General features: G+C 59.1%; 20 protein-coding genes and 3 pseudogenes. 8 read left to right on the top strand and 15 right to left on the bottom strand.

Annotated features, from left to right (window positions below):
* Window positions 1-465: 465 nt before the first annotated feature.
* A complete protein-coding gene (locus LCM4576_RS23230) occupies window positions 466-1,113 on the top strand; it encodes a hypothetical protein (RefSeq protein WP_131803294.1) in 648 nt (215 codons plus the stop codon).
* A gap of 21 nt (window positions 1,114-1,134) precedes the next feature.
* Here LCM4576_RS23230 and LCM4576_RS23225 read toward each other — a convergent pair whose 3' ends face one another.
* Window positions 1,135-1,692 carry a hypothetical protein gene (locus LCM4576_RS23225; protein WP_131803293.1) on the bottom strand — a complete coding sequence of 186 codons (558 nt, stop codon included), beginning with the start codon at window positions 1,690-1,692 and terminating at the stop codon, window positions 1,135-1,137.
* Between LCM4576_RS23225 and LCM4576_RS35100 the strand changes: the two are divergent.
* Both LCM4576_RS35100 and LCM4576_RS37650 read left to right on the top strand, forming a co-directional pair.
* A pseudogene (locus LCM4576_RS35100) lies at window positions 1,682-1,822 on the top strand (LysE family translocator); the annotation flags it as partial. The gene LCM4576_RS23225 and the pseudogene LCM4576_RS35100 overlap by 11 nt on opposite strands.
* 292 nt (window positions 1,823-2,114) lie before the next feature.
* Window positions 2,115-2,294 (top strand): annotated as a pseudogene (locus LCM4576_RS37650) (DUF1016 N-terminal domain-containing protein); the annotation flags it as partial.
* Window positions 2,295-2,398: 104 nt separating this feature from the next.
* Here the strand turns inward: LCM4576_RS37650 and LCM4576_RS35090 are convergent.
* Window positions 2,399-2,776, bottom strand: coding sequence for a transposase (locus LCM4576_RS35090; RefSeq protein WP_244510891.1), 378 nt, complete (start codon window positions 2,774-2,776; stop codon window positions 2,399-2,401).
* 483 nt (window positions 2,777-3,259) lie between these two features.
* Window positions 3,260-3,343 (bottom strand): annotated as a pseudogene (locus LCM4576_RS37260) (IS6 family transposase); the annotation flags it as partial.
* A gap of 288 nt (window positions 3,344-3,631) precedes the next feature.
* Between LCM4576_RS37260 and LCM4576_RS23210 the strand changes: the two are divergent.
* Both LCM4576_RS23210 and LCM4576_RS23205 read left to right on the top strand, forming a co-directional pair.
* Window positions 3,632-5,239, top strand: a complete 1,608-nt coding sequence (locus LCM4576_RS23210; RefSeq protein ID WP_244510890.1) for a hypothetical protein — start codon at window positions 3,632-3,634, stop codon at window positions 5,237-5,239.
* The gene (locus LCM4576_RS23205) at window positions 5,236-5,916 is read left to right on the top strand and encodes an HAD family hydrolase (protein WP_071034827.1); all 681 of its coding nucleotides are present in this window, start codon (window positions 5,236-5,238) and stop codon (window positions 5,914-5,916) included. Before LCM4576_RS23210 ends, LCM4576_RS23205 begins: the two co-directional genes overlap by 4 nt.
* Before the next feature lie 141 nt (window positions 5,917-6,057).
* On the opposite strand, the gene LCM4576_RS23200 is transcribed toward LCM4576_RS23205, so the two are convergent.
* Genes LCM4576_RS23200 through LCM4576_RS23190 form a run of 3 tightly spaced genes read right to left on the bottom strand, consistent with a single transcriptional unit; the run spans window position 6,058 to window position 9,867 of the window.
* Window positions 6,058-7,800: an FAD-dependent oxidoreductase gene (locus LCM4576_RS23200; protein WP_083361487.1), complete on the bottom strand. Its 1,743-nt coding sequence runs from the start codon at window positions 7,798-7,800 to the stop codon at window positions 6,058-6,060.
* 20 nt (window positions 7,801-7,820) lie between these two features.
* Window positions 7,821-8,654: a phosphoenolpyruvate hydrolase family protein gene (locus tag LCM4576_RS23195; protein WP_071034826.1), complete on the bottom strand. Its 834-nt coding sequence runs from the start codon at window positions 8,652-8,654 to the stop codon at window positions 7,821-7,823.
* Entirely contained in the window at window positions 8,641-9,867 is a 1,227-nt protein-coding gene (locus LCM4576_RS23190; protein WP_083361486.1) for a Tm-1-like ATP-binding domain-containing protein, read from the bottom strand. Before LCM4576_RS23190 ends, LCM4576_RS23195 begins: the two co-directional genes overlap by 14 nt.
* Window positions 9,868-9,978: 111 nt before the next feature.
* On the opposite strand from LCM4576_RS23190, the gene LCM4576_RS23185 reads away from it, so the two are divergent.
* Entirely contained in the window at window positions 9,979-10,587 is a 609-nt protein-coding gene (locus LCM4576_RS23185; RefSeq protein ID WP_198540305.1) for a hypothetical protein, read from the top strand.
* On the opposite strand, the gene LCM4576_RS23180 is transcribed toward LCM4576_RS23185, so the two are convergent.
* The 9 genes from LCM4576_RS23180 to LCM4576_RS23140 all read right to left on the bottom strand — a co-directional run bounded on the left by LCM4576_RS23180 (window position 10,579) and on the right by LCM4576_RS23140 (window position 22,005).
* The gene (locus LCM4576_RS23180; protein WP_274534981.1) at window positions 10,579-12,315 is read right to left on the bottom strand and encodes a phosphoenolpyruvate hydrolase family protein; all 1,737 of its coding nucleotides are present in this window, start codon (window positions 12,313-12,315) and stop codon (window positions 10,579-10,581) included. The genes LCM4576_RS23185 and LCM4576_RS23180 overlap by 9 nt on opposite strands.
* A 72-nt stretch (window positions 12,316-12,387) precedes the next feature.
* On the bottom strand, window positions 12,388-13,503 hold the full coding sequence (locus LCM4576_RS23175; RefSeq protein ID WP_071034824.1) for an ABC transporter ATP-binding protein: 1,116 nt from the start codon (window positions 13,501-13,503) through the stop codon (window positions 12,388-12,390).
* A gap of 25 nt (window positions 13,504-13,528) precedes the next feature.
* The gene (locus LCM4576_RS23170) at window positions 13,529-14,323 is read right to left on the bottom strand and encodes an HAD-IIA family hydrolase (RefSeq protein WP_071034823.1); all 795 of its coding nucleotides are present in this window, start codon (window positions 14,321-14,323) and stop codon (window positions 13,529-13,531) included.
* Window positions 14,316-15,089, bottom strand: coding sequence for an SDR family NAD(P)-dependent oxidoreductase (locus LCM4576_RS23165; protein ID WP_071034822.1), 774 nt, complete (start codon window positions 15,087-15,089; stop codon window positions 14,316-14,318). The genes LCM4576_RS23170 and LCM4576_RS23165 overlap by 8 nt, the downstream gene beginning before the upstream one ends.
* A complete protein-coding gene (locus LCM4576_RS23160) occupies window positions 15,086-16,027 on the bottom strand; it encodes a ribokinase (protein WP_071034821.1) in 942 nt (313 codons plus the stop codon). Before LCM4576_RS23160 ends, LCM4576_RS23165 begins: the two co-directional genes overlap by 4 nt.
* Window positions 16,024-16,884, bottom strand: coding sequence for a carbohydrate ABC transporter permease (locus LCM4576_RS23155; protein WP_071034820.1), 861 nt, complete (start codon window positions 16,882-16,884; stop codon window positions 16,024-16,026). Before LCM4576_RS23155 ends, LCM4576_RS23160 begins: the two co-directional genes overlap by 4 nt.
* An 11-nt stretch (window positions 16,885-16,895) precedes the next feature.
* Window positions 16,896-17,750, bottom strand: a complete 855-nt coding sequence (locus LCM4576_RS23150) for a carbohydrate ABC transporter permease (RefSeq protein WP_244510888.1) — start codon at window positions 17,748-17,750, stop codon at window positions 16,896-16,898.
* Between the two features lie 165 nt (window positions 17,751-17,915).
* Entirely contained in the window at window positions 17,916-19,304 is a 1,389-nt protein-coding gene (locus LCM4576_RS23145; RefSeq protein ID WP_083361484.1) for an ABC transporter substrate-binding protein, read from the bottom strand.
* A gap of 1,024 nt (window positions 19,305-20,328) precedes the next feature.
* Window positions 20,329-22,005, bottom strand: a complete 1,677-nt coding sequence (locus LCM4576_RS23140) for a RecQ family ATP-dependent DNA helicase (protein WP_083361483.1) — start codon at window positions 22,003-22,005, stop codon at window positions 20,329-20,331.
* Between the two features lie 315 nt (window positions 22,006-22,320).
* On the opposite strand from LCM4576_RS23140, the gene LCM4576_RS23135 reads away from it, so the two are divergent.
* Window positions 22,321-22,626, top strand: a complete 306-nt coding sequence (locus LCM4576_RS23135) for a hypothetical protein (protein ID WP_071034818.1) — start codon at window positions 22,321-22,323, stop codon at window positions 22,624-22,626.
* Between the two features lie 76 nt (window positions 22,627-22,702).
* Window positions 22,703-23,188, top strand: coding sequence for a hypothetical protein (locus tag LCM4576_RS23130; RefSeq protein ID WP_131803292.1), 486 nt, complete (start codon window positions 22,703-22,705; stop codon window positions 23,186-23,188).
* Window positions 23,189-23,210 lie beyond the last annotated feature (22 nt).

Here is a 23,210-nt window from a genome sequence, read left to right as displayed (position 1 = left end):
CCGGAGGCGTACTGTCCTTGCGCCTCGGACGCTAGAGAACGCCAACAAGGTCTCGTGCGATCCTCAATTGGTCCCGCCTAGATGGAGAACTATGGAAAGGGGTCCTGAGTGATTCCTCCATCGTCAGGAGGATTCCGATTTTGCCAATCCTGTCTGGCTGCGTGCAGCGCCTGTCCTTTGCCATTGAAGGTGCCTATGAAGCCTTTCGGGCCAATCAAGCGATATGGACCACGTTTTCRACCTTTCTTGCACTCAATTGTGTAGCCATTGGGCAAACCCATCACGAAATGAGGCTCCCATTTTCCTGGATCAGTGTTGGGCAACGCAATCGCTCCGGAAATAACTGCTGCCTTTCCGCTATTCCGCTAAACGATTAAGATCTCTGCAACATCGCCCATCGATGTCGCTTCGTCTGGTTTTCTTCACGGTCAGTGTCTTTCCGCCACCGTAAAAGCCAAGGACAAATTGACCCGCGTTTTCGCCTCATATCTTGGCTGTTTTCCGAAGACCGCACAGGCGAGCGCGACGCCGTCTGTCTGGAAGGCCGACCAGTATCGCCGTGGCGCGATGAACGAAACCTTCACCTCCAGCTTGCTACCCCTGCGAGCAGACGCGCCCCGGCGAACGGTGAAAGGCATCCAGATGGCAGACTTCCCTAACTTGAAGGTGAAGTATCCCGACCTGATTCCGGCCGGGATGGATTTCGGGTGCGGGCCTGGATGGGAACAGGTCCTGGACAAGTACTTCGGCGAGGTGTCTGGGGCCCTCCCCGCGGGGACACGCCTTCGCCTGGAAAGGGTCCACCAGAAGCATGGAAGCCTAAGAGTTGACGCGATGGCCGATGGAGCCGTGGAACAGTCCGTTCAACTCGCGCTAGACAAGGCCGAGATCCTCGCAGACTCGCGTTCCTATCGATACTGCGAGACCTGCGGCAAGCCGGGCGGCCTTCGAGACAAGCATTGGCTTTACGTTGCGTGTGAAGCCCACGCCGACGGGGCGCCCCCTCTCCCGCCAGACGAAGGCGGGATTAGACTCTACGACGTTGCCTACGAGTATGATGAAAGTCTGGACGACCTGGTGGTTGTCACACGGGCGGGTGAAACGACCGACTAGGGTGAGGCGTTATCCTCTGCCTCAGAACGCGAGCCTGACTTCACTCTCCGCGGCTCGCTGACGGTAGAATTCCCCGGCGGAATGGTTGTCGATTTGAGCATTTGGATGCTCTGACGGAGCCAGGCGGTCGAGGCCATCCGGCGTGAAGATGCCGCCGACCTGAACAGCAGCGTRGCCAGGATCATCGACCTGCAGAACCCAATCACGCGAAGGCAGCCGACCTGCCGCTACAAGCGGGTCGCCCCAGCCGCGCCAGCCATCGAAGCCGRCAGTGAGCTTCAGCCCGTTAAGTTCCGGACGAGGAAGCGGCAGCAGGCTGGCAAGCTCCTTTGCGGCTTCCAGGTTCATGTTCGCAGCGAAGACTGCGTACTGAGCTTCGCCTGTTCGGATCGTGAGGCGAGCCGCCCGGTATTCGGCGCCTTTGCTGTCGAGCGGCAAGGGGAAGACCATGCTTTCGAGGACAGCGAATCCTTTCCGCCCTAGCTGGAAAAGATCGTGCTTTATGGGGAACGGTTCTGCGGAATCTTCAAACTCCAGTTTCCGCATGAGCTTGCGTTCGCCGTGCTCCTTGATGACCAACCTGCTCAACCCGAAGGTCGCGGTGCTCTATCTGTCGCTGCTGCCGCAGTTGCTGGTCGTGCAGCGCTGGATGATGGGCACGGTGCTGACGGCGCTGGCGCTCAAGATGGCGACCGAGGCGCAGAGATAGGGCATGTTCTGTCGCAGCTTTTGGTGCTTGGCAGGCGGTCACCGCGATGATGGCGTTGACGGTGAGGCTGATCGAGATTGGCCGGAAGCAAGAATCGAACGCCGCAGGTGCACGAACTTAGCCTCCGGGCGCGTGAGGCACGTCGGCAAGACTGCGAACAGGCAGTTTCTTTGGGAAATCGCCGCCTAGACGCGGCGCGGAGCGGCGGTCGAGATGGCCCCCGCGTTCCTAGGCCGGAGCCTTCTTGCCCTCCCAGACCAGATCCGGCGGCTTGTTGCCCTGCCAGTAGTAGATCGGCCGTGAGATTCTCGATCGGCAGGAGCAGCATGGATGGGGTGCGCGAGTCATTGACCAGCTGGCCGCCGATCTCCATGGCGAGTTCCCAGACGTTAAAGGGTTTTCTCCTAGAAACCTGAAATATATGAGGAAATTCGCCGCAGAATGGCCAAGCCTCGCAATTGTGCAACAGGTCGTTGCACAATTGCCGTGGGGCCAAAATGTCGAACTCCTTGAAGCCRCGACGGAAGTCGACCGGACGGGTCGCCATGTAGATCTTCAGATCGGCGCCCGGTGCAATCATCGCGAGGTCCGCACCGCACGGATCACCTGCGGCAGGTGCTCGAGGTCAATCGCCGTTCGGATCACTATGTCGTCGATCACGATCTCCACCTTCGCCGGCGTCGATTTCGATGRCCTCATCGTCCGCTGCAGCGCCGATGGTTCGTCCACCATCAACGGCGCGAACATAGGCGCCATGCTTTCCGGCAGCGCCAGTCGTCCCTGACGAAGACGACGCCGCCAATCGTAAACCTGCCAGCGGGTCGCGCCATGCTTGCGTGCGATCGCCGCCACCTGCACTCCCGGCATCAAGCTCTCGGCCGCAATCCGGGCTTTATCGGCCTCCGCGAACCCGCCGTCCCGTCGGACCTTCCAGAACCTCGACACGGCCTGCATAGCCAGTTGTCGGGACGTCCAAATGGACGTCCATTTTGCCGTCTTCTCCCACTGGACCCTCCGTCTCTCGCGATCAGAAGGATTCTTGGCACATTCACCTCATGCGCCGCACGAGGGGAGCGGCGTGGCGCTTACCAATGTCGAGGTCGCGATCACGAATAATATAAGTGCCTCGTGTATCGTTGGCATCGCAATCCGGCGCTTCAATGTCCGACGACCGGCGAAAAAGCTTGATGCTGCKATCTTCTGGAAGATGGCCATCAGGGAGCCGAGGGGACGACCTTGGTTGCCCTGTCGCTTCGAAAGATCGAAACCCTCCTTGAGGTACTCGCGCAGCTTCTCATAAWTCGCCGCTCCTCGTGTCGCGCCGAACCGTACGGCAATATCGGGGACCGCGGAACGCCTCGTACTGGTCGACCGGTTCATCCGCTTTGTTGTCGGCCTTCAGACATGGACGTCTTCAACCGGACACGTTTGAACGCCCCGGCGGATTGTCTCATAAGAAACCACGATCCCGCGCTCCAACAGCATTTCTCCGACCAGACGCAGGCTGAAGGGGCCGGGAAACGATGGCGCTTGTAGCTGACAGTCACGGTGTTCATGCCGGTCGTCGATGCCGCAAACCCGTCGATTCTGCGAGAAGTCCTAAGCTGGCGTCTGATGAGGACAGCGTAGCAAGTCCCACGATCCGGATCAGGGCCGCTTGATCACAACCCGTATTGTCGGGCGCGTAGCCGACGTGGCGCGTCGTCAGGCGTGCCGTCAAAGACCTTGGCACGCGCCTTGCGCACTAGCCTTGCTTAAGTGGAAACAAAACCACGAGTTCGCGCCGAGCCGCATGGAAGGAGAAGTCGCATGTCCGGTATTGCGGGCGCGTTTGTGTTGCCTTCAAGTCATTCACAGGAGACGGTTTTTAATCGGCTCAAGCACATGGTTCCGAAGCTTGACAATCGTGGACAAGCTGGGTTCGGTCTTGCAGCGTTCATGCATGCAAAAGGAATTCGATATATAAGGTCGTGTCGGCCACCACGCGAATTGGAAACCATCGATTGTGATGGGCAGGACGCGAATTTCAGGCCTCATGTAGCGATTGCACATATTCGCAATCCATCTTCCCAAGAAAACGGTGGCAACGTCGCCCAGCCTGTTGATAACCGTAAAGCCGGCTGCCGCCATTTGGCCCTTTCGTCGAATGGGGCTTTAGTCAACTCTGATGAACTTCGGAAAGAATTGCTCGCGGGAGGGCATAGCTTCGACGGCACAACGGATGCAGAGCTTCTGCTCAATTTTATTGAGCACATTTRCCAAAGAGCTTTTTGGCAGCATGCTCTCCCGGTCAATTACGAAAGTGTATTTCGTGATATCGATGACCGGATTGATGGAGCCGTCAGTGCACTTGTGTTGGATGGCGAAGGAAATCTGATTGCTTTCCGCAATAGTAGTGGTTTACGTCCCTTGGAATTTATGCGAACCGAAGATGGCTCTATACTTTTTGCTTCTGAAAATTCAGCTTTTGCCGGACTGCAAGGCAAAACGGAGGAAATTGCGCCAGGTCACATCAAGTATTTGGACGGAAAAACAGGAGAATGCATTGACAGTTGCGTGGGCCATGCCCGACATAACCCTAAGCTTTGCGTCTACGAAACGCTTTACATCGGAAATCTCGAAACGTCGATACGAGGCCAATCTCACCTGGCCACGCGGCACAATATAGGCGTGACTCTGGGTGGAACTATTTCGCCGAAAGTGGCAGCAGAGATGGGCTCTGCCCCTATTGTCGTTTCCTCCATGCCGCATACCGGGAGCCCGTACGCCGACGGCTTGTTCGCATCTCTGGCCGAGAAACACGGTGCTTTCGTCCAGCGACGAGAAGTAATCGCAACACAACTTCAGCAGCGGACGCTTATAGGTATCGTTGGCACTCGCAACTCGGTTATCGCGCAGAAATACTGTGTCGCCGCAGAGAGCGATGTTAGGGACAGAGTTATCATGATGGTGGACGAAGCACTAATTCGGGGAGATACAAGCCGGGCTGTAACGGAAATGCTCCATGCTGCCGGAGCGAAGGCTGTGCATTGGGCGATCGGTTCGCCACCTATCGTCGCGCCGAATTACTATGGCATGGGCATCGAGACGATAGACGAACTGGCCTTCTGGAAGGTATGGAAAACACTGCCACCCAAAAAGCGGATAGAAAGCCTTGGCTTTCATAAGATCGAACCGCAAACCCTAAGGGTGATCGAAAGCAAAATTGCCCTATCAATTAACGCTGCGTCCATCACCTTTCTGCCCTTTCACGCTTTGATACCGTTGCTGCCGGGAGGGTCCGATGCGATTGATCTATCTCCGTTTACGTTCGACATGCCAACTCCAGCGGGGAAAAAACGCGCGAACGAGAATTTGAATAGATCGATCACCAATCTCGCCTTTACCGAACTATGCTTGCCTGAGGTCACATCATGAACCCTACTCTTGTATTCGATTGGAACGGCACCCTGCTTGACGATGCCGAGGCATTTCTACAAACAACCAACGCTATTCTGAGGCGCTTTGGTCGCGCTGCCATCGATATGCATACTCTTCGGGAACAGTGCGAGGTTCCACTTTCCGTCCTTTACCGCAATCTTGGAATGTCGGAAAGCGAGGTCGCAGAAGTGGAAAACGATGACAGCGCTTTTTTTCACGACATGTACGAACCGTTGGCGAGCAAAGCTGATCTACGCGAAGGCGCGCGCCACATTTTGGAAACGGCGCGTCAACAAGCCGTCTCAACCATCATTCTCAGCAACCATATAGTCGAGCCCCTTCGTACCCAACTGCGAAGGCTCCGAATCGACGATTGTGTCACCGAGGTTCTGGCATTTGAAAGCCGCGCCACTCAATATAAATCCATGAGTAAGGGCGACCGGCTTGGCGTCTACATGCAAACAAACAATCTGAGTGCCGAGTCGACCTTCATCATTGGCGACATGCCTATCGAAACTGATATTGCGCGCAAGCTCGGGCTGATCAGTATATCTATTACAGGCGGATTTGTTTCCGAGTCGCGTTTGCAGGCGGCGCAGCCAGACTACATCATCCATGACCATCATAAGCTGCTGCCCATTCTGAAAAAGTACGGCTTCTTTCAGAATGCGTAATCAGGTGTGCAATAGACCTGACTGGAAATCCGGCATCAACACCAACGCCTACGACACGGGGCAAAAGATCGGCCTGCTTGGCGCAGGACGCATGGGAACTGGTATGGATCAGTCTTTTACGTCCCGGTACCGAACTGCATATCAAAGCCCGCGCAATGCGCTGTCGCGGATGAACTTGACCGCGCGGAACGCGAACACAATCCCAGGGCCGATCGTGATGCCCGCGCCGGGATAGACTCCTCGCATGACTGAAGTCGCATCATTACCGCACGCGTACAGCCYATCGATCGGCTTTCCCCACTGGTCGAGCACCCGGCTATAGGTGTCTGTCGCTAGACCGGTAGCCGTTCCCAAGGTGGCTGGAACGATCCGCAAGGCAACGAAAGGACGGGTCTTGATTTGACCGAGGTTTGAATTCGGCTTGCCGACGGAAGGATCGCCGAGCGTCCGGTTGAACGCGGATTCACCTCGCTGGAAATACGGGTCGATGCCCGTCCGGGCATGCTCGTTATGCTCCTGAACCGTCTGTGCGAGCGCCTGGGGATCGAGGCCGATCTTCACGGCCAGGGCCGCGAGGGTATCCGCCACCTGGATGTACCCGGAACGCTCGTAGGATTTCGTGCTGAGGGTCCACGGCCACGGAAGAAGTTGGCCCATACCGCGCTTCTTGAGAAATTCATGATCGCAGATGAAGTAAAAGCGCTCATCCGTCGGGTAGCCGTTCTCGAACATCGCGATGCAGATGTCGTGATACGAGTTCGACTCGTTGACGAAACGCCGTGCGTCCGGGCCGACGGCAATCACGCCAGGGCGGCCGCGGTCCAGCCAGCCGTAAGGAACCGTCTGCATTCGTCCGCCTTTTTCGCGCAGCAGCGACACGGGTGTCCAGAAGCCGGCACTCGCGACCTCGTTGTCGATCTTGCCGCCCGCTTGCAATCCAATCTTGATACCGTCGCCCGTAGCGTCCGCATGGGCCAGGCTCTGGTCATGCTGGTGATCGCCGCTGAGAGCGGTGCGAAGTCCGGCATCTTGAGGGAACCCCCCGGTAGCGAGCACGACGCCGCGAGTTGCCCGGACGCGCATGTACCTGCCGTCCTTGCGGATGACCGCCCCAACCACCTTGCCCTGATCTATGACCAGTCCGGTGACAGGCGCGCTGGTCCAGATATCCACCTGCAGCTGTCTCAGGCTCTTGATGAATCTCGCAATCAATGCGTTTCCGYCACTGAACTCGGTGCCGCGCCTGTAGCGCATCCGGTCGCCGATGTAGCGCCCCAGGCGCTTCAGCACATGTTTCATCGAATCCCTCGACTTGAAGGGATTGAGGAATCTTCCGACCTCGCCGGAAGAGATCATCATRCCGCCGAGAACCACGCGGATAGGATCGCCGACCAGATCAAAGTCTCTGCCCAGCAGGCGACCGTCGTACGGAGCGGGACTCAATGCGCGGCCCAAGTTTACACCGCCGGGCCGGCTTGAATGGTAATCGGGAGCCGTCGCGAGCGTGAATTTCACCTCGGAATCCTTTTGGATCTCGATGAGTGCCTCGGGTCCGTCCGCCAGATAGRCTTCGACGAAGTCCTCCCGRTAATAATTCCCGAGTTCTCCCTTCAGATACGTGCGCGCATTGTCGATGCTGTCTTCGACCTTCGCGGCCAAGGCCTGCGGCGAGCAGGGTATCCATATCATTCCGTTCGACAGGGCGGTCGTGCCGCCGAGCTTTGGGGATTTTTCGGTCACCAGGACGCGCAGTCCCGACTGGGAAGCATAAAGGGCCGCGGACAGGCCCGCCGCGCCGCTTCCGATCGCGATCACGTCRTAGACCGCGTGCCAGTTTGCGGAGCCCGCCTGCTTACGCACGGGTGGGGTTACAGTGTCGGCCATGGGTTCCTCGGGAGTCGTACTTAGGATTTGTTGCGGTCCAGGGGGACGGCCTTGAAGGCTTCGGCAGCCGATTTCACGGCTCGCTCGATTGGAATGCGCTCGATCGAGGACGCGCCGACAAAGCCGATGCAATCGGTGGACCTGTAGACTTCTTCGGTATCCTGCGGCTCGGCTATCGCGCCGCCATGGGCGAGAAGGATGACGTCGCCGCGGACAGTGCGCGCCGCGTTATTGATCCGGTTGATCCGTTCGATCGCCTCGCCGATCGCCTGATCCTCGTCATGGCCGACAAGTCCACCACGTGTGGCACCGACATGAGGAACGATGCAGTCCGCGCCTGCTTTGGCCATGTCCGCCGCGTCGTTCGCTGAGGCGACATAGGCCATTGAGAAAATGCCCTTCTTCCRCGCCGTGGCGATCATCTCGACTTCGCGCTCGAAACCAAGGCCTACGCGACCACGGCGGTCGCGCCACTTATCGCCCATCGTGGAGATCGTCGGATAGTTGATCACGCCCGAGTAGCCAGCGGCCCAAAACTTGTCGAGAAGCCTGTCGAGATCGAGCCGGACGGGGTCCCACGCTTCAACGCCGCCAATGACCGGAACATCGGAGACGACATTGCGGATCTCGTCGGCCATTTCAATGGTGCGCGCGTTCGAATCCCCAATCCGGCTGGTCGGCAGGCCCATGAGCCGCGAGAGGCCCGTGCTGTAGACGACAAGCATGTCCGCAYCGCCAAGCGYGGCACATTTGGCGACAAGGCCGCAGCTACTACCGGCAGCCAGAATCGCGGCGCCTTTTACGGACTGCTCAGCGATCCGGTCCAGGATTTCGTTGCGGTCAAACATTCTCATCGGCGGTCTCTGTATCGATGTGGTCAAGTACCCATTCGACCGCGGCACTTGCGAATTCGGGATCGTTGATGTGGCAATTGAGTTCGCGGACGGGGATGGTGCCGGGAAGCGCGGCGCGCAGGCCTGAGAGCCATGCGCGGTTCGCCTCGGGATCGTGAAACGGCCCGCCTTTGCGGTCGTAATCCGACACGCCTTTCGAGGGCCACAGGACCTGAGTTGGCCCTCTGGACTGAGAAAGCTTTTGCGCGGTCAGATGGCCGATCGCGCTCGTTTCCTCAGGGGTCGTGCGCATCAGGGTCGTGTAGGGCGTATGAGCGTACAGCTCCCGCTCAGCGAACCGAGACGGCACTGAGGAGCGAATGCCGAAGTTCACCATGTCGACGGCACCAGGAGCGATCAATTGCGGAATTCCACGACGTCCGGCCGCGGTCAGCCGATCGGGCCCGGCGCTGGCGGTGCCGCCAAGCAGTTCGTCAGCGAGCTCGGTCGTGGTGAGATCAATCACGGCATCGAATTCATCCGCGTCGACGAGCGATTCCATCTTTCGCCCGCCAGCGCCGTTCGCGGGGAAAACGATGGACTCGATCTGCTTCTCGCCGAGAAGCCGGACGCAAGCGTTTACCGCGGGGGTTGTGACGCCAAACGACGTGATGGCTACCATTCTTTGCCGCGATATCGCCCTGGGAATGTAGCGCATGGCGGTGATCGCATGCGCGGCGTTTACAAGAACCCGTGACGTGAACCCGTTTACGCCGAAGAGATCGACCAGCGTGGGATAGAGCAGGATATCCGACCTCCCTGCCAGTTCGGCAAGCAGGGCGGGGCGTGCGCTTGAAACCAGCAGCTTGGGAAAGCCGTAAGGCAGGTCGGCGATGACTTCACCGAATACGCCACTCCCTTTACCGCCGGCGATGCCGATCACGGCGGAGACCTTGCCTGCTTCGAAAAGTTCGTTCACGGACTTGCGCGCCTTGCCCGCTATTTCCGCAAGCAGGGCTGCAGGATCGATCGACCGGGAATTTCCGTCGTTTGAGGTCCCCACATCGACGAAGACAACACTGCGTCCGGTGCCGCTGACGATGTCGGCCACGAAGTGTGCCTCAGCCTGTTTCGTGTCCATCGTCGCGACAATGGCCACTGCGTCTTTGGTGGCTATCTCTACGCTCACGACGTTTCGTACCTTCGCGCAGGAGATGGAGCGAACGTCGCGCATTGAATTCCCATGTCATCGCCCTCCGCGGCACCGCTCTTGCTTTGTTGGCCAGGACTATTAAACGCTTGGGGCGGGCCGGATAATCGGCCGCCGAAGGAGAGATGGGTAAAATTGGGTAGGTGGGTGATCGTAGACCGGCCGATCTGGACCGAGCGTGCCCCGAGCGACGATGACACCTATGTGTTCGCTCCAGGCCTTCGCGCCTTGCCGGCCGGGTTTCCCCTTGTGATGGCGACGCTTCCAGTTTGCGACTGGAATGGCGAGTTACTGCGCAGCCTCGACCAGATCGAGCCCGTTGCAGGCGCTCGTTGCTACGCAACGATCTTTATGATCGACCCGTTCACGCTTTGGGAGGACGTCGCGGACGCCCTCGCGGACAAAGGTTTCCGCGGCGTCGTGAACTTTCCGCCAGCCGCTCTTATCGAAACCAGATCGGAGGCGGGTGCCGAAGATCATCCGAATTCAGTTGAGCTGGAGCGCATGAGATGGTTCGCGGAGAATGGCTTGGACTTGGCCCTGACATCGACCAATCGAGACGCAGCCGCGGCAGGCAATCTGTTCCCCAACACGCCGGAGGCCATTCTCCATATTTCGGCGGCGGCCCTTGCATGTCCGATAGCGCCGATCACGTCGCTCGTATATTCGGATGAAACGGCGAGCGAGCTGCCGGTGTGGTCTCTGYCGGCGCCTCCGCTCGCGAAATCCGAGACGTCATTCTAGGATGCGGTGCTTTTTGATCTTGTTGTATAGGGTTTTTCGGGTGATGCCGAGCGCGGCGGCAGCTTTGCCTCGGTGAAGCTTGTTGCGGCGCAACGCGTCGATGACCCATTCTCGCTCCGAAAGGGTCGTGGTTCCTTTGGTTGCCGGTTTGGCTCCAAGAAGCGGGAGCACCCGTTCCGCCGTTATCGATGTATTTGCGGGCAGGGTGGCCAGCTGTTCGACGACGTGGCGTAGCTCCCTGACATTGCCTGGCCACGCATGGCTGGCCAGCGCCAAAAATGCAGAGTTTTCGATCGTCAGCGCATTTGCCTCCGCGTCGCCCTTGGTCTCCACTGTGAAATGGTGGATGAGCGCTGGAAGGTCTTCCAGCCGGTCCCGCAGGGGAGGAAGCATAATTTCCAGCCCGGTGAAGACACTGCTCAAGCGCGGCGWCAGCGACAGCGCTTCCAGGCCCGCTCCGGCAGACACTGTGCATGTGGCGATGATCTTTGCTTCAGATCGCGTCGCAGCCGCGCCGTTGACAGCGGTGAAGGTGCCACGCTCCAAGTAATCGGCAAGCTGTTCCTGGCCGTCTTCAGACAACGTGTTCAGGTGAAGAATGACCAAGGAGGTATCCGTAGACATCTCCAGCAGTGACAACCGGCGCCGTGCGTCCYTTTCAGCTTCCATGCCGAAGAGCGCCATCTCATTCTGAATGCCGGGCGCCTTGCGGCAGGGGAAGGTGACAGGCTTACGGTGCTTTCTCGCGCCGAAGGCATGCACGAGGCTTGCGACGCGACGCTTCCCCGTGCCCGGCTCGCCGACGATCAGGACCGGGTTCGTGCCGGTTGAAAGACGCTTTGCCGCGTCTAGGGCCTGATTCATCGACGCCGACCGGGCGATCACGCCATGACGGTAGCCGTTCAGCTGGAGCTGCCGTTCCAGCAGGTCGACCTTTTCCCGCAGGACATTGATGGCCTTGAACCCCGAGGTCATCTCCAGAACCGACATTTCGAGCGGCACCCGGTCGAGGGAAGAACCGCCAATGAACCCCTGCGTTCCGGTCTCGCGGCAGACGTCCATCAACTCCTGTGGCTTCGTGATCGGGCCGCCTCCGAGGAGACAGAGGACATTCCTGTTGATGGCGTGCGCTGCCCGCGCGATGTCGCCCGTTCGCGCGGCGAGTTCCGCGAGGCCGATGGACGACGACGACACCGCCGTTTCAGCAGGGTTGAGATTGAAATTCATACAGATGGCTGCGACGCCCGCTTCAACCATACGGCGGGCCTCAGCCTGTGTGYGGGTATAGGCGATCGTCATCAGGCCGCGCTGCGCCRCCTTGACGAGCAGTTCGACTTCGCGTGCRTATCCGAGACCGCATCCTTCGAGGATGGACCTTCGCGCCTCGTCCACATGGATCACTGACGGAAAATTCGTGACACCTGCAAACCCCCACCGGGTGACGTTGTCGAGGAACCGATCAAGCTCGAGGCGGGGATCGAATGTACAAGCTCCGAAAAACACAGGGAGTTTCGTGCTCCTAAGGATCTCGGAGCGGGCGAAACCAGACACGAATTCGTTGCTGCTGCGGATCGGAAAGATTGATGCCGGCGACGAACCGCCCATCGCACGGAACCGGCCGGCGTTGAGCGCCAGCACGAAGTCCGCCCCCGCGCGTTCGGCCGCCCGCGCTGTCATGCCAGAGCCGATCGCTGCTCCCAGGATAAATGACCGCGAGTTACCGAGGATTTCCCGTAAGTCCGTTATCTCAGCGTTTCCCGTTGGAATGCTGATATCCTAGCACGTTTGCGGATCGAACGTTCAATTCCACGTCCTGGGTGCCTCGAGCCTCGTCAGGRCCCTCCCTTCGGCGTCGAAGAGGTGACAGTCGCCAGCGGACACGGCAAGCGACACCCGCCCGGCCTTCCCGACGTGAAAGTGGTCGTTGGGCGCCCGGGCAACGACATGGTCGCCGAGAGCGGTCCCGTAAAGGTATGTCGCGCTTCCGAGATGCTCGACAAAGTCGACGTCGATGTCGACTACCAGTTCTCTCGGCATRCCGGCCGGCGCCACGAAATCGTCTGGACGGATGCCAAGTGTCAGGGGGCGCCCACCTTTCGACGATGTCGTCTGTATCGGTAGCCAATAAGACATTTTATCACTCAAGATAATCTCGGTACGTTCCCGGTCGGAGCTTTTTTCGTTGCAGGGCAGGAAGTTCATCCGTGGCGATCCTATAAAGCCTGCGACGAATTTTGATATCGGCCGGTGGTAGAGATCGTGCGGCGACCCGACCTGCTCTATGCGACCGTCTTTCAGGACCACGATCTTGTCGGCCATCGTCATCGCCTCGACCTGATCATGGGTCACATAAATCATGGTGTTGCCAAGTTGCTTGTGAAGCTTGGCGATCTGCACGCGCATCTGGACGCGCAGCTCGGTATCCAGATTGGACAGCGGCTCGTCGAACAGGAACACCTTCGGCTCCCGGACGATCGCCCTACCGATCGCCACGCGCTGACGTTGTCCGCCAGACAGCTGCCTTGGCTTACGGTCGAGGAGGTGCTCGATCTGGAGCAGGGCGGCGGCGGCTTGGACGCGACTGGCGATTTCGTCCTTCTTCATCTTGGCCATCTTCAGCGGGAACGCCAGGTTCTTGCGGACGGATAGATGCGGGTAAAGGGCGTAGGACTGAAACACCATCCCAAGATTGCGGTCGGCGGCGTCAAGCCTGTTGACGACCTTGTCGTCGATTCTGAGCGTTCCGCCAGTGATCTTTTCCAGGCCGCCGATCATACGAAGCAATGTCGACTTGCCGGACCCGGAGGGGCCTACAAAGACCACGAACTCGCCATGCTGGATGTCGAGATCAATATCGCGCAGAATCTCAAGATCACCATAAGCCTTCCGGATCCCTTCGAGGCGAACCTCAGCCATGTTTTCCTCCCACTATGCCATCGCCTCAACGCTTCAAAGGTATCTGTTTCAGGCTCGATACGGTGAAATCCGGCGCAAGCAGCGACGGATCGTCGACCGGCGGAACTCCCGTGGTCACCAGGACGGAGCATAGCCCTGCGCGTTTCCCAGCCTGGATATCCGTGGGTATCTGATCACCGATCATCAGCGTCGAGGATCGATCCGTGCCGAGGCGCAACAAGGCAGCTTCGATCATGTGCACTTCCGGCTTTCCCACGATGATGGGTTTCACCCGTGCGGCAGCCGAGACTGCGGTCAGACATGCACCTGCCCCGGGCTCGAAACCGGTCGGAGTCGGAAGCAGGAGATCCGGATTGGTTCCAATCAGGACCGCGCCTTTGAGAATGGCGTCCACGGCAATTGTGAGCTTCTCGTGCGTGATGTCCCGATCGAGCCCCATGACCACGACAGACGGTTGCTCGTCGGTAATCTGGAGCTCCGCATCGGCGATCGCCTTCTTCAGGGAAGGCGCTCCGATGACATAGGTCCGCGTCCCCGCTGGATAGGTTTGCCGGATTAGGTTTGCGGCGGTAGCCGCGGACGTGACGACGTTCTCTTCCCCCACATCCAGGCCAAAGCCGCGCAGCTTCGAGACAGCGTCTCCGGCTGTGTGGGTTGAATTGTTGGTGACGAAGCACAACGGGATGCGCTCCGCCTGCCAGGCCTTAAATGCCCCGACAGCATCCTGGATGGCATTCTTGCCACGATAGACGACGCCGTCGAGGTCGGAGACAATCCCCGTAATGCGCGGCCAGACAAGCGTTGAATCTTTGTCAGCCATTCATCAACATCCCGCCGTTCACATGAACGATCTGGCCGGTGATGTAAGTGGCCGCAGGGGTAGCAAGGAAGACCRCAAGGCCGGCGACGTCTTCAGGCGATCCGACGCGGCCCAGCGGAATGCGGCCCGCATGCCTTGCTTCGGTTTCTTCCTTCGGGCGGTCATGCATGGGCGTGTCGATGATGCCTGGAGCGACTCCATTCACGTTGATGCCCAGTGGCGCGCATTCGTAGGCGAGAAGCTTGGTGAGATCGTGAACGGTGGCCTTGGAGAAGCAGTAGTCCGCCCCGCCCGCCTGATAGTTGAACACGGCGCCCTGCGACGACAGGGATGATCCGATGTTGATGATGCGGCCGCCGCCGTTGCGGAGGAAGYGCTGGACGACCGACTTGGAGCAGAGGAGCACCGCATCAGAGTTGATCCTCATCGTTCGGTCGATCTTGGTCTTGTCGCCTGAGAGAAGCGACTCCGCCGATTTAATCCCGGCGTTGTTGACGAGGACATCGAGGCGTCCGAAGCGTTCGGCGACAGCGTCGAGCACGCGCGCGATGTCCTGCTCGCTCGTCACGTCCATGGCAAGCGTGACCGGTTTGCCGTTGGCTTCAAGCGGGCCGTAGGTCCGGGTGAGCGCCTCACTGCTAGCATCGGTTGCGACGACATTGGCGCCACACGCCATAAAAGCGTTGACGATCGCGGCGCCGATACCACCGCCAGCGCCGGTCACGAGAACCGTCTTGCCGGACATCGTGAAAAGAGGGGATGTCATTGTATCTCCAGTAWTGTTCTGTGGTTCAGGAATTCATCGACAGCGGCGGCGGTCGGCATCGACGGCTGTGCGCCTCTTTTGGTCACGCAGAGCGCCGCAATGGCCATCGCCTGGCGGACAGCTTCGCGGACGGGCACATTCCTGGCGAGCGCTGCCGCGAATCCACCGTTGAAGGCATCGCCTGCCGCCGTGGCGTCGACCACGACCACAGGGAACGAAGGAAGGAGGAAGCTTTCCTCGCCGTTCGAATAGAACGCGCCGCGCTCTCCAAGGGTGATGAGGGCTGCCTTGGCTCCCAGTTCGAGTAGAATTTTCGCAGCTCGGGCAGCGCTCTGTGGATCGACGACTTCCACCCCTGTGAGTTCGAAGGTCTCCGACTCGTTGGGGGTGACGAAATCGACCTGCGACCAGGCCTCGCGAGAAAGCCCGGTGCGCACCGGGGCCGGATTGAAGATAAGGCGAAAGCCGAGCCTGGGCTTGAGCGCGAAAAGCCGCTCCAGCGCATCCACTGGCAGGCCCATTTCCGCGACCACGATGGACCCGGGTTCTATGTGATGAGCTACTTCGTCGATCACGGACGCGGTGACATTTGCGTTCGCGCCGGGATCGATGACGATCATGTTGCCACCRTCGTCGCCGACCATGACGAGCGCTGTCCCCGAGGCCTCGCCCGACGCGATCTGAACCGCCTCGGTCAGGACCCCGGCATCTGTCAGGGAGCGCATCAAGATGTCTCCCGCCTCATCATCGCCGAGACGCGTGAAGAACTTTGGYCGCATGCCAAGCTTCGCCGCGGCTACTGCTTGGTTGRCACCTTTGCCTCCCGGATGACGGACAAGAGAGCCGATCAAGCTTTCACCCGGTGTCGGTAGCCGTTCCACGTTGAAGCATAGGTCGAGGTTCGTCGTTCCAAAGAAGATTAGTGTGGCAGGGTTCACTTGACCGCTCCGAAGGTCAGCCCGCGCTCGAGATGGCGCTGCCCTATGACGATTAGGATAACCGGCACGATCATAGTAACGACCAGTCCCGCGGCCATGACGGGATAGAATTGGACACCAGGATTGAGGAGTTTCAGCAGCGCGACGGTGACWGGTGCCTTGGTTGAGCTCAGCATCAGTCCGAGCGCGAAGTTGTGCCAGGCAAGGAGGAACACCAGCAGGGACGCACCGATGAGACCGGGGTTCAGCAGCGGAAGAACGATGTGCAAGACCACACGAAACGGCTTGGCACCATCAATCGCGGCAGCTTCTTCGATGTCTTTTGGTATGTCCTCGACATAGGAGCGTGTTAGCCAAACGATCATCGGCAGTGTCACGACCTGATAGACCCAGATCATGCCGATATAGGTGTCATACAGCCCCAGGGATTGAAACAAGCTGAAGAGCGGGATCACGACCAAGAGAACAGGGGCGAAGCGGAATCCCAAGATGAAGAATGCGATGTCTTCCTTGTAAGGGATGTCGCGCCTGGCCAGCACGTAGCCAGCGGGAACGCCAGCGGTCAGAGAAACCACTACCGCGCCAAGTGCTATGATGACGCTGTTTATCACGGGTTTGAGGAAGTCGACCTTGATGGTCCCGTAGCTCGTAGCGCCGGCCTGGGCCGTATCGAAGAGGACCCGGAAATTCTCAAGGGTGGGCGTGAATACGAATCTGGGTGGCCAGGCCATGACTTCGCTCTGCTGCTTCAAAGCCATCATGACGATCCACACCAGCGGAAATGCGAGCACAGCGACGYAGATCAGGACTAGCACGTTGAGGACGATCCTGGTCGTGTATGAGCGCGTGAAATCCATCTGCCAGGCTCCTATCGCACGCGGCGGCGAACCGCCTGCCAGAGCTTTACGGAAAGGAATGCGCCGATCAGAACGATGAGCCAATTGACGACCATCATGGCCGCGCCGCGGCCAAATGTAAGGTTCTGAAAAGCCATGATGTAAGCTTGCAYGGACAGCGCCGAGGTCGAATTTCCCGGACCGCCCTGCGTGGTTCCAAAAATGATGTCAAATTGGTTTAGGGACTCGATGAGCCGAAAGATCGCGGCGATCAGGATGTAGGGCGCGACYAGCGGCAGCTCGATGTTGACGAAGGTGGCCCAGGCTTTCGCGCCGTTTATGCGGGCAGCCTCGCGGATGTCATCCGTGATGCCTTGGAGACCGGCGAAGATGATAAGGGTGAAGAACGGGGTGTAGGTCCAGACGTCGATCAAAATCACCGAAAGCAGTGCGGTTTGGGAATCTGAAATCCAGGCAAATGGCGGCAGCCCAATCAGGGACAAGAGATAGTTCATGATGCCGCTCTGCGGGTTCATCATCGTCGTCCACATCAGCGCGACGCTCATCGGCGGAAGGACCAGGGGCAGCAGGATGACAGGGCGCAAAGCCCTTRCCATGAACACGCCCGAGGCGAAAAGCTTGGCGATGGCGAGGCCCAAAAGAGCCTCCAACACAACCGAGGACAGGGCGTACGTCACGGTGACGCGAACGCTATTCCAGAACTCAGCCGTCCTGCCGAGGGCTATGTAGTTGTCGAAGCCGACGAACTTCGCGATCGGCCGCCCCAGACGAAGGTCGGTCAGGGATTGGTAGACACCATAGAAGAACAGAAGAAGGAAGYCGAGCAGGATAAGGACGGCAGGAAGGATGATTGCAAGGCTGAACAAGTCGATGGAACGCCCATCCGGCGAAGCCGAACCGGACGAAGCGCGGGGGCCAGGTCCTTGGGCTGCCATTGGCACGCTGGGTTTAAGCGCTTGGGATGACACGGCGTTGGCCTCCGTCGGTGGCGGAAACAGGGYAGTCGCATTGCACTGCCCTGTCCGTTTTCATTAGAGCCCGGCGCGGATTTCTTCGGCCAGTGCCTTCAGCGTTGTCTCGACATCGTCGCCGTTGACCATCTTCTGCATCGCCACGGCCCATGCGTTCATCGCTTCGCCGAAGCCAACCCGCGGTGTGAACGCGAGAGCGGCGCGGTCCTGGGTCTTTTTAAAGCTGTCAACAAAGTTGTTGAACTCAGGTTGCGAAGCATACTTCGTCCAGGCGTCGTCCTGCCAGGTCGACGTACGCGGCGGATTGACGAGCTGACCGGCAAGGGCGCCCTTGAGCGCCACCTGCTTGGAGGTCGCCCACTGCATGAACAGCCAAGCCGCCCCCTTCTTTTCGGAAGCCGCGTTCATCGCGAGAGCCCAAATCCAGATGTTGGAATCGAAGTTTGTGGCGTTCGGGGCGTGCAGCGGCGGTGCGAAGGCGATCTTTCCGGATGCCGGCTTGCCCGCAACATCGTTCCAGAAGCCGAACATATTCGAGTCGATCGCCATCGCGGTGTGGCCGGACGAGATGCCATCTACGACCTGGTACCAGTTGTCGTTGGCGAAGGACGGAGCCGCGCACTTCTTGATCATGTCCACGTAATCCTTGTGGAACGCGATCGATTCAGGCGAGTCCAGCCCGGTGTCGAGCTTGCCGTCCTTGACGACAAAATCGTGGACACCGTAGGAGCGGGCGATCGAGACTGCGGCGGTATGGATACTGCTCCAGAACCGCACGCCCCGCACTCCCAGCGGCGTGATGGAAGGATCGGCTGTTTTGAGTTTTTCGCACGCCGCGGCCATTTCCGGCGGAGTCGTCGGAACGGCGATCTTGTACTTTTCGAGGATGTCCTTACGATAGAACAGCTGGATGTTCTCGAACGCATGCGGGATCGCCCAAGTCTGGCCGCCCTCGCCCGTCGCGATCTGGCCGTCTTCCATCTTCCAGGTCAGTGCCGCGCGCAGGCTCGGGAAGAAGTCGTTGTAGTCATATCCCKCATCGGTGAGCTTCGGATCATTCAGGTATTTGTCCAGCGGCTCCAGGGCGCCGCTCGGAGCGAGGTCCCACGCGGGCTGAATCCCGGTGCCGAACACGTCCCATGCTGGCGACTTGGTCGTCAGCTGGATCGTCATCTTGTTCCAGTAGGCGTCGTCCGGGTAGAGTTCCGGCGTGACCTTGATGCCGGTCAGCTTCTCGAATTCCGGAAGTTCCGCAGCGAGAGCGTCTGCGTAGGGGTGAATGTCGTAAGCCCAGGTTATGCTGGTTCCTTCGAACTGACGCCAGTTCACGGTTTCAGCGGTGGCCGACGTCGCGAACGAGACCGAGGTGGCGACGAGCGCCGAAGTCAAAAGCAAGGCGTTCGCGTAGCGACGAGCACCGGTAACGAATACGGCAAATGAGCGGTTCATGTGATCCTCCCTGGGGCTAATTTTTGGGTCCACTCCTCCATCCCGAGTTCGCCCATAGCCCCAATAAGAGCCTTCCGACGATCTCGCTTAGAAAGCACCCGATCGACTGGGTAAAAATGGGTAACCTGCGCTTAAACGTGTCGCAAGGAGCTAATATAAGGCCTAAGCGTGGTATAGGCCGGGCTGTCCAGGTCGCACCGTTGCGTGCACCTACTGCGACGGTACTGGAATTCGGAGGCTTGTGGCCGAACCTATTCCGGCCACGTCCGCCTCGAGATTCTGCACCATAGCGAGCGGATGGCCGGAATTCGGTGACTATGTACCTGCGGCCAAGGAAGCCGAAGGATACTAAGAAAACCGTCATTAGCAACGTCTGTTTCGGCGGAGCCCCTGATGCTCCCGCCAAGCGAACGTTTCCCGCGGTGGTTAGCGTCGGGGCAGCTGCAATCTACTCCGCCGCCAATCTGACACCTGACCTGTCGGCGAGCAGAAGCGCAACGCGCCTAGCGCACCGAACCCGGGAGCTCTGAAGCAAGCACCTTGTCCCATCGGTAAATCGAGCAGGCCCTTAGCCGGGYCGACGCTCAAATACCTTTGCTCGCAGTCGGGAGGACRCAATCACCTTCAACATCACCTAACAATCATTGCTCCCTTGAGGCGGAACGTAGCTTGGCTGACCTGACGRCAAACTGACGCGCTGTGAAAGCCGAGCAGAATCTGAGAGCCGCTGGAGCAAACCGTTGCTTTTGGYCAAGGGACAAAAGGCCGGCTGAACTGACGTGCGATCGGTATGGCCGACGCGAGTACGTTGGACCGGCTGCGACCGTAAGGCACACGGAATCCAGCTGCTTGGAAGGTCAGACTCCTATCCTCAGAGGGGACGTGACTTTCTCCGGACTGAAGGTGCATCTATGACCAAGTGTGCGGCGAGCTCACCATGGCGAATCTCTTCTCCTTTCTGAATTGTTCGGCCGCAGAGCGCCTAGCCCCACCAAAATTCGAGATCCRCATCGGCTCCGTAAACCTAGCCAGCAATGACGCGGGCGAYGTACCCCGTCCTTCCACGGCGTCTGATCTCCGCCTGGTTGCAATGATCGCAGCAGGCCTGGAAACGTCGATTCTTCCTTCGGCTGCTGAATGCCCAATCCAGAATCCTGACCGAAAGGCTTGGGCGCCGCACGGTCTTCGGCCCCTGAAAATACTCCGAGATCGCGGTGCGCATGCAAGACCGGGCCCTCATTAGCTCGCTGACCTGATCAATCTGACGATGGCGCTGCTCCAGCATCTGCTCYCGGTCGAGCGCGAGGACCTGTGCTGCCTCAACCGTTTTCTCCGCCATGAAACGCAGCCTTGAGATATCGCRGCCGACGCTCGAGCCACTATGGAACATAACCGCCACGGAAGGCTTCCCATCCCTTCCGGCGCGGCCGAATTCCTGCAACTGGTCTTCGACCGATGCCGATTGCTGCCAATGGATCACGAGGCGGACGTTCGGGACGTCGAGGCCCATGCCAAAGGCGTTGGTGCAGATGATCTGGTCGACGACCGGCCTGCTTTGTCCAAGGAAGCGCTTGACGAGTTCCTGCCGTTCCCATGCGTTCCTCAGTTTGGAATGGTAGAGCGGCATTTCAATCCCGAGACTGCGCAGAGCCGCTTGCAGCTCCTCGCCGACGTTCGTTGACGGCACGAAGATCATCGCCTTCTGTCCCTGGAGCTGCGGCAACCGCAGGAGCGATGCGATTTCGACGGTTCGCTGATCGGATGCGCATCGCCATCTAAGGAGCGCGATGTTGGGTCGGTCGACATCGCGCACGAAGACTTCGGCGTCCTCGATGCCGAGCGATTTCAGGATGCGCTGCTGCATCTCCCGCCCGGCGGTCGCCGTGAACGCCAGGACGGGTGGCGCACCCAGCTTTTCGCGGWCCTCCTTGAGGCGGCCGTATTCCCGCCGAAAGTCCCTGCCCCATTGATCGACGCAGTGGGCCTCGTCCACGACAACGAACGACGGCCCCGTCTGCTTCAGGCGAGCACGTTCGCTCTCGCTCCTGACGAAGAARCGCTCGGGAGCCAGATATAGTAACTTGATAGCGCCTCGGCCCAGCAGTGAAAACCGGACCTGTTTCTCCTCGACGCTCAGGTCGCTATTGATAAAGGTGGCAGGGATCTTTTTTGCCAGCAAATCGGACACCTGTTCCGACATCAGGGTCTTCAGGGGGCTGACGACCATGGTCAGGCCGCGGCGAAGCACGGCAGGCAGCTGGAAGCAAAGGGTCTTGCCCGATCCCGTCGGACTGACGACCAGGACCGATTTTCCAGAGAGCGCAGCCAGTACTATCGGCAACTGGCCTTCCCGGAAGCGCTCCTTCCCGAACAGCCGGAGGGCCGGGCCGAAATTGCCCACGCCTTCAGAAACCTTGCCTTCGGTATCCAACCAGCGGGCAAGCCTGACCGCCCATCGCTCGATAACCCTTCTCGCAAGACCACCGGCTAGGTTTGGGTGATGGACTGCATGACAGCCATCGCAAAGGGTGACCAGGTTCGAGAGCTCGTCCGTTCCACCCATCGATCTGGGCAACAGGTGATGGRCATCTGCCTCGGCCGATTTCACCGGGGTCGAGCATGAGACGCAGCGGTAGTGGTCACGCTCGAGAACCTGAAGGCGTATTTCCTGCCACGAATCGGCGGCAATAGGTCGATCCATTTCTGCTCGTGTCCAAGTCCCCGAAGGACAATGGAAGTAGCAGAACAGGCTTATGAAAGGCTAACCAAGCGCGACTTAGGTCGGGCATCTCTTCCCGGCGACACGGCTATTGCAATGAAGTCGCCCGTGTAAGCCACGGGGCGGACTCGATCCTGGAGGACTGCATCGAAAATGGAAAGCGATGCTTCCGGGACTTGGAGGAGGAAAGATGGGGCATGTTGAAGACGTGACCACAGCGGTCAGCCAGATAGGTGCTCAGCAGAAGGTGCATTAGCACTCGCTTGACGAAGCCCCTGACTGCGCCAGAGTCATGGCATGGCCAGGAGCACAAAGATCGGCGACGAGGTTGCGATCACCGCGACCGTCCGCCGACGAGTCACTGATGACAGGATCAGCGTCTCGATTCCTTCCTATGGTTTTCCACACTCGATCGTTGACCGAACCTCCAAGGTGAAGAAGGGTCAGCAGATGGAACTCGTCGGCGACGTTACCMATATCGACGGCGAATGGGTCACGGTGAACCTTGGCATCACGGTGACGGTGAACATGGACACACTCAGGCTTGTGACAGCCTACAAGGCGCCCACGAGGAAGATGCCACTGGTGGACAAACCAGCGTGACACATTCCCCATCACGTCAAGCCAATTGACTCCCTACTCTACCCGCCCTCAACATGGCRCTCGGTAGGGGGATATCATGCGATTCAGAACAGTTTCTGCGCTTGCCGCAATTGTCTTGATTGTTGCGGGATGTCAGACCGCGCCTACGGGGCCGATGCCGTCAAACAATTTTACTTTCAACGCGGGYAGGCAAACAACAAAAGAAGCAATCGTGTCAGCCTATCTCGGGCGAGGTTTCCAGATTGTGCGCGACAGCGACTTGCAGTTGGTCATGGACCGGCCTGCCAAGGACAATTTCGGCGCTCAGCTTGTATTCGGGTCGCAATGGAACGTTGTGCCGAATTCTAGGCTGTCTCTGACGTTCCTCGGAGACAACCCAACCCAGGTAAATGCACAACTTGCGATCGTCACTAATCCGGGCAGTGGCTTCGAACAGGTAACCGATCTCACCAACAACGCCAGCGCACGCCAGCAACTGCAGGTCGGTATGTCTCAGGCGAAGACGATAGCCGAAGCACAACGTTCGGCACCCAAGGCAGCCAAGCCGAAACCGGCTTCCTAAAGCATGTCTCCCGAAAGTGGGA

Source organism: Mesorhizobium sp. LCM 4576 (assembly GCF_001854815.1).
Taxonomy (GTDB): Bacteria; Pseudomonadota; Alphaproteobacteria; order Rhizobiales; family Rhizobiaceae; genus Mesorhizobium; species Mesorhizobium plurifarium.
This window is presented reverse-complemented; position numbering and strand designations above follow the sequence as displayed.

Excerpts from the sequence above, each read along its gene's own strand:
- LCM4576_RS23170 (WP_071034823.1), bottom strand. The coding sequence starts at position 14,323 with ATGGCTGACAAAGATTCAACGCTTGTCTGGCCGCGCATTACGGGGATT.
- LCM4576_RS23205 (WP_071034827.1), top strand. The coding sequence starts at position 5,236 with ATGAACCCTACTCTTGTATTCGATTGGAACGGCACCCTGCTTGACGAT.
- LCM4576_RS23190 (WP_083361486.1), bottom strand. The coding sequence starts at position 9,867 with ATGCGCGACGTTCGCTCCATCTCCTGCGCGAAGGTACGAAACGTCGTG.